This window comes from Pantoea sp. BR_17 (assembly GCF_041955125.1).
Classification (GTDB): Bacteria; Pseudomonadota; Gammaproteobacteria; order Enterobacterales; family Enterobacteriaceae; genus Pantoea; species Pantoea stewartii.
This window is the reverse complement of sequence record NZ_JAVAXT010000006.1, coordinates 95369-108744: the sequence shown is the minus strand read 5'-3', so window position 1 is coordinate 108744 and position 13376 is coordinate 95369. Positions and strand designations below refer to the sequence as shown.

Sequence of the window (13376 nt, the reverse complement as noted above, 5' to 3'; positions counted from 1 at the left end):
GTGTTTATCACCCTGAAACGGATATGACATGAAGAATGTAGGTTTAGTGGGTTGGCGCGGTATGGTGGGTTCAGTGCTGATGTCCCGCATGAGTGAAGAACGTGATTTTGATGTAATCAATCCGGTCTTCTTCTCCACTTCACAACATGGTGAAGCGGCCCCGACGTTTGCGGGCAAACAGCAGGGAACATTGCAGGACGCCTTTGATATTGACGCGTTGAAGGCGCTGGATATCATCATTACTTGCCAGGGCGGCGACTATACCTCTGAGGTGTATCCGAAATTGCGTGCCAGTGGCTGGAATGGCTACTGGATTGATGCGGCGTCCACGCTGCGCATGAAAGACGATGCCATTATTATCCTGGATCCGGTTAACCATCAGGTTATTCGTCAGGGCATCGACAGCGGCATCAAAACTTTTGTTGGCGGCAACTGTACGGTGAGTCTGATGTTGATGTCACTGGGCGGCCTGTTCGCACATGATTTGGTTGAATGGGTCTCCGTGGCTACGTATCAGGCTGCGTCCGGGGGCGGTGCCCGTCACATGCGCGAGCTGCTCACACAGATGGGCATGCTGCACGATCACGTGGCGACCTCGTTGCAAAATCCTGCCTCTGCCATTCTGGATATCGAACGTAGCGTGACGGATTTCACGCGCTCTGGCACGTTGCCGACGGATAATTTCGGCGTGCCGTTAGCGGGCAGCCTGATTCCGTGGATCGACAAGCAGCTTGATAATGGCCAAAGCCGCGAAGAGTGGAAAGGACAGGCTGAGACTAACAAGATTCTGGCGACCCCGCGCGTCATTCCTGTCGATGGACTTTGCGTCCGTGTCGGTGCGCTGCGCTGTCACAGTCAGGCTTTCACGCTGAAACTTAAAAAAGATCTGCCGCTGGCCGAGATTGAGCAACTGCTGGCGTCCCATAATGAATGGGTAAAAGTCGTGCCTAACGATCGTGAAATCACTATGCGTGAACTGACGCCTGCGGCGGTAACGGGGACGCTGAACACGCCGGTCGGCCGTCTGCGCAAACTGAATATGGGGCCAGAATACCTCTCGGCCTTTACCGTGGGCGATCAGCTACTGTGGGGTGCGGCTGAGCCGTTGCGCCGCATGTTACGTCTGTTGATCGACTAAATCTGAAAGACGAAAAAGACCGGGTTTTTCCGGTCTTTTTTCTACAAATCCCTGCAAACTGTTCTACCGTTACGATCACTAAGTGATCCGCTTCCCCTTTTTGCCTGTCCAGAAATAAATTTTTGCTGATCTGCTCTGTCAACGCTCGCCGCCAAGCTATGATTTAACAAGGGCGTGTAACAGACGGGCTGTTTTAATGTATTCACTAACTGGTTGTTGTGGCTGGTAAAGACAGACTTTTTTCGGTGCAAGCTGGCCGCGTTTTTTTTCAAAAGGCGCATGGTTCCGGCGTGTGAGCAGCATCCTGTCACACTGTTAACGCACACTCGGTAGTTGTCCGTTTTATGTCATGTTAAAGCGGCCAGGGAAATGTCGCCGTGGCTCACGGCTCACGGCGCGTAAGACAGGTGGCGAGTCCGGCAGGCCGTTGACCGCCTTTCGTCCATACGGCACGCAGGCATGATGATCGCGCCAAAAAAAGATACTGCATTTGAGTGAAGATTATGAGACATAAATCCGTTATGTATTAATATATTTTACTGTTTTTCATCATTGTGCAAGGGCGCTCACATACCGGCTCCGCGGTTGAAGTCGACGGTATACAGGAAAATCGTCCGAATGACGCAGGATTGCATCAGGAACCGGACGGCAGGGAAAAGTCAAAATTATCTAATGTCTCGGAGTGCCGGATAGTCGTCTGGTGATACTGCGGGATTAGCATCAAGCAGACAGGCTTAATGCTTACTGGTTGTGATTTAAGGAGGCGCGTGGTGACAAGCGTTTTTTGCTGGCGCCCACGCCGCTGTACTCATGGCTCAATGAAGAGCAGCGCAAGAGATATGCGATAGCGCGTGCATCGTGGTCTTTTAGCCTGCCAACTATCACAGGAAGAAAGTCATGTCAGAGCTACCCGATCGCCAGGCGATCAATGCCCTTTTTGCGGGTAACTATTCCGACCCCTTTTCGCTACTGGGGATGCATAAAACGGAAAACGGTCTTGAAGTGCGGGCGTTGCTCCCCGAGGCCCTTGAAGTCTGGGTTATCGAAACCTCCACAGGACGTAAGCTTGCTCAACTGAAATGCGATGACGCGCGCGGGTTTTTCAGCGGCGTTATTCCTCGTCGTAAGAATCCCTTTCGCTATCAACTGGCTGTGAACTGGCATGGTCAGCAAAACCTCATCGATGATGCTTACCGCTTTGGTCCTCTGTTGCAGGAGATGGATTTGTGGCTGCTGGCGGAAGGGACTCACCTTCGGCCTTATGAAACCCTGGGCGCGCATGGTGATGTGATTGATGGCGTCATCGGCACGCGTTTCTGCGTCTGGGCTCCTAATGCGCGTCGTGTCTCCGTTGTCGGTGATTTCAACTTTTGGGATGGCCGTCGCCATCCGATGCGTTTGCGCCAGGAAATGGGGGTCTGGGAGCTGTTTGTTCCTGGGGCCATTAACGGGCAGCTCTATAAATTTGAAATCATCGATGCGCAGGGTCAGTTGCGAATCAAAGCCGATCCCTATGCCTTTGAGGCGCAAATGCGGCCACAAACGGCCTCGATGATTTGTGGCCTGCCAGAAAAAGTCGAGATGTCAGAGGCCCGTAAAGCGGCCAATGGCTTCGACAAGCCTGTTTCTATTTACGAAGTTCACCTGGGATCGTGGCGCCGCCATACCGACAACAACTTCTGGCTCAGCTACAAAGAGCTGGCTGAGCAGCTGGTGCCTTACGTGAAAGAGATGGGGTTTACCCATATCGAATTGCTGCCCATCAATGAGCATCCTTTTGACGGCAGTTGGGGCTATCAGCCGCTGGGCATGTATGCGCCCACGCGCCGTTTTGGCACCCGGGATGATTTCCGTCACTTTATCGAGACGGCCCATGCAGCGGGACTCAACGTTCTGCTGGACTGGGTGCCAGGCCATTTCCCCAGCGATGACTTTGGCCTGGCGAAATACGATGGCACAGAACTGTACGAACACAGCGATCCGCGTGAAGGCTACCATCAGGACTGGAACACACTGATTTACAACTTTGGTCGCCGCGAAGTCAGTAACTATCTGTCAGGCAACGCGCTTTACTGGCTGGAACGTTTTGGTATTGATGGTCTGCGCGTGGATGCCGTTGCTTCAATGATCTATCGCGATTACAGCCGCGCCGAGGGCGAATGGATCCCCAATCAATATGGCGGTCGGGAAAATCTCGAAGCGATTAACTTCCTGCGCTACACCAACCGCACGCTGGGGCATGTTGCGCCCGGTACGGTGACGATGGCCGAAGAGTCTACCGATTATCCCGGCGTTTCACGTCCTCCTGAAAGCGGCGGCCTGGGATTCTGGTACAAATGGAATCTGGGCTGGATGCATGACACGCTCGACTACATGAAGCTCGATCCCGTTCATCGCCGTTACCATCACAACCTGATGAGCTTCGGCATCATGTACAACTACAGCGAAAACTTTGTCCTGCCGTTGTCCCACGACGAGGTAGTGCACGGTAAACGCTCTATCCTGGATCGCATGCCCGGCGACGCCTGGCAAAAATTTGCCAACCTCCGCGCCTACTACGGCTGGATGTGGGCGTTCCCGGGTAAAAAACTGCTGTTTATGGGCAACGAATTCGCACAGGGCAAAGAGTGGAACCATGATGTCAGTCTGGACTGGCATTTGCTGGAAGGGGAAGACAACTGGCACCACGGTGTGCAGCGTCTGGTGCGCGATTTGAACCATACCTACCAATATTACACCCCGCTTCATCAGCTTGATTTCGATCCGGCCGGATTCGAGTGGCTGGTGGTGGATGACGCCGAACATTCAGTTTTTGCCTTTGTGCGTCGCGATCGTGAAGGCAATGAAATCATTGTCGTCAGCAACTTTACGCCTGTACCGCGGCCGGGCTATCGCTTTGGCGTCAATCAGGCGGGCAGCTGGCGCGAAGTCATCAATACCGATCAGCATGACTATCACGGCAGCGACGTACGTAATCATCGTGTCCATACCGATCAGCAGGAAAGCCACGGTCGTCCCCAGTCACTGAGCCTGAACTTACCGCCGCTGGCGACGGTATGGTTGGTGCGGGAGGGAGAATGATTGTGCGTGCCGGACATCCCCACCCGCTGGGTGCCAGCTATGACGGGAAGGGCGTAAACTTTACGCTGTTTTCCCATCATGCTGAGCGCGTTGAACTCTGCCTGTTCGACGAGAACGGGCTTGAGCAGCGCGTTGAACTCCCTGCGCGTAGCGGCGATATCTGGCACGGTTATCTTCCGGGCGTCCAGCCCGGACAGCGCTATGGTTACCGGGTTTATGGCCCCTGGGCACCGCAGGCGGGGCATGTTTTCAATCCCGCCAGGCTGCTGGTCGATCCCTGTGCCAAAGCAGTGCTGGGCGACATCCCCGACGATCCGCGTTTCCACTGTGGCTACAGGGAGCCCGACACACGCGATAACGCGGCGCTGGCACCCAAATCTGTCGTGGTGATGGAGGATTTCGACTGGCAGGGAGATCAGGCACCGCGCACGCCATGGGGCAGCAGCATGATTTATGAAGCCCATGTTCGCGGTTTGACCCAGCTGCATCCCGGTATTCCTGAGGCACTGCGTGGCACTTATGCCGCACTGGCGCATCCTGTGATGATCGATTACCTGCTCCAACTGGGCATTACGGCTATCGAGTTACTGCCTGTGGCCCACTTTGCCAGCGAGCCGCGCCTGTTGCGTCTGGGCTTAACCAACTACTGGGGCTATAACCCTTTTGCCCTCTGGGCGGTCGATCCTCGTTATGCTTCCGGCCAGGATGGGCTGTCTCCGCTGCAGGAGTTTCAGCAGACGGTGAAGCGCCTGCATGCTGCGGGCATCGAAGTGCTCCTGGACGTGGTGTTTAACCATACAGCAGAACTGGATGAGACCGGGCCGACAATATCCTTTCGCGGCATCGACAATGCCAGCTATTACTGGCTCGACGACCAGGGCGGTTATCACAACTGGACTGGCTGCGGTAACACACTCAATCTGAGCCATCCTCAGGTCATGAACTGGATACTGGAGGCGTTGCGCTACTGGGTGCGCGTCTGCCACGTGGATGGCTTTCGCTTTGATCTGGCACCGGTTCTGGGGCGTGAGCCTGACTACCATCGCGACGCCGCGCTGTTCGAGGCCATGCGCGCCTGCCCGATCCTCTCAACGGTCAAACTGATTGCCGAGCCCTGGGATATTGGCCCCAATGGTTATCAGGTAGGGAATTTCCCCGCACAGTTTGCTGAATGGAACGATCAGTTTCGTGATACGGCCCGCCGGACGTGGCTGCATGGGGATGTGACGATGGGGGATTTTGTCCGCCGGTTTGCCGCCTCAAGCGACCTTTTTCAGCACAATGGCCGCAAGCCCCATGCCAGCCTGAATATGATCACCGCGCATGATGGTTTCACGCTGCGCGATCTGGTGAGCTTCAGTCAAAAACATAATGAAGCCAACGGCGAACAAAACCGTGACGGACACGGTAACAATTACAGCCATAACCATGGTACAGAAGGATTGGTGGTCAGTGCGGATGTGGCCCAGCGCCGCAGGCGCAGCACGGAAGCGCTGCTGACGACGTTGTTGCTTGCTCAGGGCACACCGATGCTGCTGGCCGGGGACGAGCGTGGTCAAACCCAGCACGGCAACAATAATGCCTACTGCCAGGACAACCCACTGACCTGGCTCAAGTGGGACGATGAAGAAAAAGGCCTTGTCGACTTTACCGCATCGCTGATTCACCTGCGTAAGCGCATTCCGGCACTCACTGCGGATAGCTGGTGGCAGAACGAGGACGGCAATGTCGAGTGGCTGGATGACCAGGGTAAACCTGTGGATAAAGGCGGCTGGAAGCAGGGCATGCGCAGGTTGCAAATTCTGCTCTCTGGTTGCTGGTTAATAACAATAAATGCGACAGATACGCAATGTGATATCGCCTTACCAGACGGAGAATGGCACGTCCTTCCTCCTTTTACCGGGGAATGTAACCCCATCCGATTAACTGTCTGGCATGGTCCCGCACACGCTGTGTGTGTGTTCCAAAAGCAATGATAAGGAGTCAGACATGGTTAAATTAGAAAGAGCAGAACATCTTATGCTGGCGCGCCAGCTCCCTACACAAACCATCGCCCTTGTACTCGCTGGAGGACGCGGGACGCGCCTGGTGGATCTGACCGCCAAACGCGCCAAGCCCGCCGTTCATTTTGGCGGCAAATTCCGCATTATCGATTTTGCGCTCTCCAACTGTGTTAACTCCGGCATTCGCCGTATCGGCGTCATTACGCAGTATCAATCTCATACGTTAACTCAACATATTCAGCGTGGTTGGTCTATCTTCAACGAAGAGATGAATGAATTTGTTGATCTGCTTCCGGCTCAGCAGCGGTTTTCCACCGAGCACTGGTATCGCGGCACAGCGGATGCGGTGACCCAGAACCTCGACGTTATCCGGCGTTACAACGCGCAGTATGTGGTTATCCTGGCAGGCGATCACATCTACAAAATGGATTACTCCAGAATGCTGCTGGATCACGTGCTGAACGATGCCCGCTGCACGATCGCGTGTCTGCCGGTGCCCGTCGCAGAGGCGACCGCGTTTGGTGTGATGGCGGTTGACGAAAACAATAAAGTAATCGATTTCGTGGAGAAGCCGCCGAAGCCGCCAACCATGCCGGGCGATGACACAAAATCGCTCGCCAGCATGGGGATTTACGTTTTCGACGCCGAGTATCTCTATGGTTTGCTGGAGGACGATCTGCATCAGGCCGGTTCAAGCCACGATTTCGGCAAAGATATTTTGCCGAAGGTCGTAGAAAGTGGTGAGGGCTACGCCCATTCATTTGCGATCTCTTGTGTGCAAAACGATCACGAGGCTCCGCCTTACTGGCGGGATGTCGGTACGCTGGAGGCTTACTGGCGTGCGAACCTCGATTTGGCCTCGGTCACACCGGAACTGGATATGTACGACAGCAGCTGGCCGATTCGTACCCATATGGAACCCTTACCCCCGGCGAAGTTTGTCCAGGACCGTTCCGGTAGCCATGGTATGACAATGAATTCCCTGGTCTCTGGCGGCTGCATTATTTCGGGCTCGGTGGTCGTGAATTCGGTTATGTTTTCCCGCGTGCGGGTGAACTCATTTTGCAACATTGATTCAACGGTACTGCTGCCTGATGTGGTGGTTGGCCGATCCTGTCGTCTGCGCCGCTGCGTCATTGACCGCGCCTGTGTGTTGCCAGAAGGGATGGTGATTGGTGAAAACCCTGATGAAGACAGCCGCCGCTTTTTCCGTTCAGAAGAAGGCATTGTACTGGTAACCCGCGCCATGCTGGCCAAACTCAGTAGTGCGGGACAATAAACGACAAGCGGCACACAACCCATCGGCACGAGGATCGTGCCTGGTAACTTAATGAGGTCGAGGATGCAGGTTTTACATGTCTGTTCAGAACTTTTCCCGCTGTTGAAAACGGGCGGGCTGGCTGATGTAGTCGGGGCATTACCTCAGGCACAAATTGCGGGTGGAACAGATACGCGAGTGTTACTTCCCGCGTTTCCTGCATTACGTAAAGGAATACCGGATACGCAGTTGGTGGCGGAGTTGCAGACGTTTGCCGGGCCCGTTCGCTTACTGTTTGGGCAGTTTGATGGGGTAGGCATTTACCTTATTGATGCCCCTGATCTCTATGATCGTCCGGGTAGTCCTTATCATGATGAATCGCAGTTTGCCTACGTCGACAACTATTTACGCTTTGCTTTACTCGGGTGGATGGGCTGTGAGTTAGGCTGCGGACTGGACAGCTACTGGCGGCCCGATATCGTCCACGCACACGACTGGCATGCAGGGCTGACTTGTGCCTATCTTGAAGCGCGTGGACGGCCTGCAAAATCCGTTTTCACCGTGCATAACCTGGCCTATCAGGGACTATTTTCCGCGCATCATCTGGATCAGATTCAACTGCCACAATCGTTTTTTAATATGTACGGCCTGGAGTTTTTTGGACAGATCTCGTATCTGAAAGCGGGCCTGTTTTACGCAGATCATGTGACGGCCGTAAGCCCAACCTATGCGCATGAAATCACCACGCCCGAATACGGTTACGGCATGGAAACCCTGCTGGCCCAACGGATGCGCGAAGGGCGTTTAAGCGGTGTGTTAAATGGTGTCGATCCGGCAATCTGGGATCCCTCCCATGATCTGCTGCTGAGCTCACGCTATAACCGCGATACGCTGGAAGCCAAAGCGGAAAACAAGCGTCAGCTGCAGGTGGCGATGGGACTGAAGGTGGACGACAAAGCCCCCGTCTTTGCCGTGATCAGCCGCCTGACCCGGCAGAAAGGGCTGGATCTGGTACTGGAAGCGCTGCCCGGTTTGCTGGCTCAGGGCGGACAACTGGTGCTGTTAGGGCAGGGTGATGCCGAACTGCAACAGGGTTTTCTGGCCGCTGCGGCGGAACATCCCGGCAGTGTTGGCGTACAGATTGGCTACCACGAAGCGTTTTCGCATCGCATTGTTGGCGGCGCGGATGTCATCATGGTGCCAAGCCGCTTCGAGCCTTGTGGTCTGACACAGCTCTACGGACTGAAATATGGCACCCTGCCATTAGTGCGTCGCACGGGCGGCCTGGCCGATACGGTAAACGACAGTTCGCTGGAAAACCTTGCGGATGGTATTGCCAGTGGATTCAGTTTTGAAGACAGTAATGCCTGGTCTTTATTAAGGGCCATTCGTCGCGCGTTTGTGTTGTGGTCTCGCCCTTCACTGTGGCGTTATGTGCAGCGTCAGGCGATGGGGATGGATTTTAGCTGGCAGGTCGCCGCTCAAGCCTACCGCGATCTTTATCAACGTTTGTTGTAACGGATTGGGAAACTGAAAATGAATACACCATTCACTTACGCTTCACCTACGTTGACGGTTGATGCTTTAAAGCACTCAATTGCATACAAACTGATGTTCACCATTGGTAAAGACCCTTCCATTGCGAATAAACACGAATGGCTGAACGCCGCACTGCTGGCCGTGCGCGATCGTATGGTTGAGCGCTGGCTGCGTTCTAACCGCGCGCAACTTTCTCAGGATGTGCGGCAGGTTTATTACCTGTCGATGGAATTTCTGATGGGGCGCACGTTGGGTAATGCTCTGCTGGCGATGGGGATCTACGACGATCTCAATCTGGCGCTCGACGAAATGGGCCTCGATCTGGCCGAGTTGATGGAAGAAGAGAACGATCCCGGTCTGGGTAACGGTGGCCTGGGTCGCCTCGCGGCCTGCTTCCTGGACTCGCTGGCAACGCTCGGTATGCCGGGCCGCGGCTACGGCATTCGCTACGATTACGGCATGTTCAAACAGAATATTGTGGATGGCGAGCAGAAAGAGTCACCGGATTACTGGCTTGAATACGGCAACCCGTGGGAGTTCCAGCGTTTCAACACCCGTTATAAAGTTCGCTTCGGTGGCCGTGTTCAGCACGAAGGGGCCAAGGTTCGCTGGCTGGAAACCGAAGAGATTCTGGCTATGGCCTACGATCAAATCATCCCTGGCTACGATACGGATTCTACTAACACGTTACGTTTGTGGGGCGCGCAGGCCAGTAACGAAATCAACCTGGGTAAATTCAATCAGGGTGACTATTTTGCGGCTGTGGAAGACAAGAACCACTCAGAAAACGTGTCCCGCGTGCTTTACCCCGACGACTCAACCTATTCCGGTCGGGAACTGCGTTTGCGCCAGGAATATTTCCTCGTGTCGGCTACCGTGCAGGACATTCTGAATCGTCACTGGACGATGCACCGGACCTGGGGCAACCTGGCGGACAAAATTGCCATTCACCTCAATGACACCCATCCGGTGCTGGCGATTCCCGAGCTGATGCGGTTGTTGATTGATGAGCATAAATTTACCTGGGATGATGCGTTCGATGTGTGCTGCCAGGTGTTTTCGTATACCAACCACACCTTGATGAGCGAAGCGCTGGAAACCTGGCCGGTAGATATGATTGGCAAGATCCTGCCGCGCCACCTCAGCATCATTTTTGAAATCAACGACTTTTTCCTTAAAACGATTCAGGAATATTATCCTGACGACTGGGATCTGCTGTCGCGCATTTCTATCATTGATGAGAACGACGGGCGCCGGGTGCGCATGGCCTGGCTGGCCGTGGTCGTCAGTCACAAGGTCAATGGCGTTTCAGAGCTGCACTCGAACCTGATGGTTCAGTCCCTGTTTGCCGATTTCTCCCGCCTGTTCCCCGGCCGTTTCTGCAACAAAACCAATGGCGTTACGCCGCGCCGCTGGCTGGCGCTGGCAAACCCACCTCTGTCTGAATTACTGGATGAGCAGATTGGCCGTAACTGGCGGACAGATTTAAGCCAGCTCAGCGAGCTGAAAGCCTGTATCGATTACCCGGCCTTTATTGAGAAAGTGGCGGATGCCAAGCTGGAAAACAAAAAACGGCTCGCCGTCTGGGTAGCGAAAAACCTCGATGTGGTGATCGATCCTAACGCGTTGTTCGACGTTCAGATCAAGCGTATTCATGAGTATAAGCGCCAGTTACTTAACGTCCTGCACGTGATTACCCGTTACAACCGCATCAAGGCCGATCCCGATGCCGAGTGGGTGCCGCGCGTGAATATTTTTGCGGGTAAAGCGGCTTCGGCGTACTACGTTGCCAAGCACATTATCCATTTGATTAACGATGTGGCGAAGGTGATTAACAATGATCCTCAGGTTAAAAATAAGCTGAAGGTCGTCTTTATCCCTAACTACAGCGTGAGTCTGGCGCAGATTATTATTCCGGCGGCCGATCTCTCTGAGCAAATCTCGACGGCAGGTACCGAAGCCTCGGGCACCAGTAACATGAAATTTGCCCTCAACGGTGCGCTGACCATTGGCACGCTGGACGGTGCCAACGTCGAAATGCTGGAGCATGTGGGCAAAGAAAACTTCTTTATTTTTGGTAACACCACTCCGCAGGTCGAAGCCTTGCGTCAGGCAGGCTACAACCCGCGTAAGTACTATGAAGAAGATGCCGAACTGCACCAGGTGCTGACCCAGCTCGCCTCGGGCGTCTTTAGCCCGCAGGATCCGGGCCGCTACCGTAACCTGTTCGATTTGCTGGTGAACTTTGGCGATCACTACCAGTTGCTGGCGGATTACCGCAGTTATGTGGATACGCAGGGTAAGGTCGATGAACTGTATCGTCAGCCAGACGAATGGCAGCGCCGCGCCGCCATGAACATCGCCGGCATGGGCTATTTCTCGTCTGACCGCACGATTCAGGAGTATGCGGATGAGATCTGGAATATTTCGCCGGTGAGGTTGTAGTCTGGCGGTAAAGTTGAGATTGAGGGGGCTGGTGACAGCCCCTTTTTTATTGGGGGCGTTGTTCGTGGGGTGAGGGTTTACGGTTGTGCGCCGGGAGTATTTTGCCCGCGGGGCGGGGGAGATTACGGTCGTGCGCCGGGAATATTTTGCCCGCCGGGCGGGGGAGATTACAGTCGTACGCCGGGAATATTTTGCGCGCCGGGCGGGGGAGATTACGGTCCTGCACCGGGAATTTTCCGCCCGCCAGGCGATGGCAGTTTCAGCCTGTCCGTGCAGGCGGCCGGGTTAAGGGGCTCGCGCCAGCCCCTTAACAATCCCGGCGGCCGTCAGCCGTCGCTGTTCCTTCGTCACTCACTGCGGCCTGACGGACCGTCCGGATGCGCCCTCCCTGGCGCAGCCGTCCTCTGCGCGGCATCCCTGCCGCGCCGTCCTGGCCTCCGTTCCCTCCTCAGCGCGCCGGATGCCGGCAGGAAACCCCTGCCTGTGGGATCGTGTTACTGATGTGGTGTGGTGTTGTCTGAGGATTTGTCTGTTTGGCCGCGGGGCGGGAAGATTACGGTCCTGCATCGGGGAATTTTCCGCCCGCCAGGCGATGGCAGTTTCAGCCAGTCCGTGCAGGCGGCCGGGTTAAAGGGCTTGCGCCAGCCCCTTAACAATCCCGGCGGCCGGCAGCCGTCGCTGTTCCTTCGTCTCTCACTCCGGCCTCACGGGCCGTCCTCGTCGCGGCATCCCTGCCGCGACGCCCTGGCCTCCGTTCTCTCCTCAGCGCGCCGGATGTCGGCAGGAAACCCCTGCCTGTGGGATCGTGTTACTGATTTAGAGTAGTATTGTCTGAGCGGGTGTTTGTCGGGCGGGAAGATTACGGTCCTGCACCGGGAATTTTCCGCCCGCCAGGCGATGGCAGTTTCAGCCTGTCCGTGCAGGCGGCCGGGTTAAGGGGCTTGCGCCAGCCCCTTAACAATCCCGGCGGCCGGCAGCCGTCGCTGTTCCTTCGTCTCTCACTCCGGCCTGACGGACCGTCCGGATGCGCCGTCCCTGGCGCAGCCGTCCTCTGCGCGGCATCCCTGCCGCTCCGTCCTGGCCTCCGTTCCCTCCTCAGCGCGCCGGATGCCGGCAGAAAAACCCCCGCCTGTCAGTCCTGGTTTCTTTTAAAAGCGGGTGTTGTCTGTAGTGAATGTGTACAGTGGGATTCAAAAAAAGTTTTTATAAACAGGCATTGATTCAAAACCAGCAGACTGTAGGACTTTCCGGTCACCTACAGCGACACCGGAAGTGGCTTTAACACAGAGACAGTGAAGCGGGGGTTTGGGGCGGCCTTCCCACCCGCTGAGCGGATGAGGGATTTCCGGATGAGCCGACAGGACGTCGGCGAGAGCCGGGCCGCGCCACGGATGGCGCGTCCTGGCGGTCCGCAGAAATCCTGAAGGAGCGAAGGCACCGCGAAGCGGCGGGTGGGCAGGACGGGAGCCCGGGGTCAAGGGGCCGCGGCGGCTGGCGGCCCCTTGTCGGTCGCCCGCACCGGGCTGGCTGAAACTCCTGGCCGCCTGGCGAGCGAAACCCTCTCAGCGCTTCATCAGCTGTCAGCGACTCAAACCTTCTCAGTGCCTGAAAAGACTTCTCGCACAAGCATCAATTATCGGTATTCAAAGCAATAAAAACGCCTGAGCAGGCGCAAATCTCAAAGCGGCGGGTGGGCAGGACGGGAGCCCGGGGTCAAGGGGCCACGGCGGCTGGCGGCCCCTTGTCGGTCGCCCGCACCGGGCTGGCTGAAACTCCTGGCCGCCTGGCGAGCGAAACCCTCTCAGCGCTTCATCAGATGTCAGCGACTCAAACCTTCTCAGTGCCTGAAAAGACTTCTCGCACAAGCATCAATTATCGGTATTCAAAGCAATAAAAACGCCTGAGCAGGCGC

The 13376-nt window shown here is 55.7% G+C and carries 6 protein-coding genes; all 6 read left to right on the top strand.

The features are described 5' to 3' along the window. The first annotated feature begins 28 nt into the window (after positions 1 to 28). The 6 genes from asd (at position 29) to glgP (ending at position 11464) form a co-directional block, all read left to right on the top strand. A complete protein-coding gene (gene asd, locus RAC60_RS11460) occupies positions 29 to 1138 on the top strand; it encodes an aspartate-semialdehyde dehydrogenase (protein ID WP_033738171.1) in 1110 nt (369 codons plus the stop codon). 897 nt (positions 1139 to 2035) lie between these two features. Beyond that, positions 2036 to 4219 (top strand): 1,4-alpha-glucan branching enzyme, encoded by a 2184-nt coding sequence (gene glgB, locus RAC60_RS11455; protein WP_033738170.1) that lies wholly within the window; start codon positions 2036 to 2038, stop codon positions 4217 to 4219. After that, positions 4216 to 6195, top strand: coding sequence for a glycogen debranching protein GlgX (gene glgX / locus RAC60_RS11450; RefSeq protein WP_375093746.1), 1980 nt, complete (start codon positions 4216 to 4218; stop codon positions 6193 to 6195). The genes glgB and glgX overlap by 4 nt, the downstream gene beginning before the upstream one ends. Before the next feature lie 13 nt (positions 6196 to 6208). Then, positions 6209 to 7501 (top strand): glucose-1-phosphate adenylyltransferase, encoded by a 1293-nt coding sequence (glgC, locus tag RAC60_RS11445; protein WP_033738167.1) that lies wholly within the window; start codon positions 6209 to 6211, stop codon positions 7499 to 7501. Between the two features lie 63 nt (positions 7502 to 7564). Then, entirely contained in the window at positions 7565 to 8998 is a 1434-nt protein-coding gene (glgA, locus tag RAC60_RS11440; protein WP_033738165.1) for a glycogen synthase GlgA, read from the top strand. Between the two features lie 18 nt (positions 8999 to 9016). Further along, complete coding sequence (gene glgP / locus RAC60_RS11435) at positions 9017 to 11464, top strand: glycogen phosphorylase (RefSeq protein WP_375093743.1); 2448 nt, start codon at positions 9017 to 9019, stop codon at positions 11462 to 11464. Positions 11465 to 13376: the final 1912 nt, after the last annotated feature.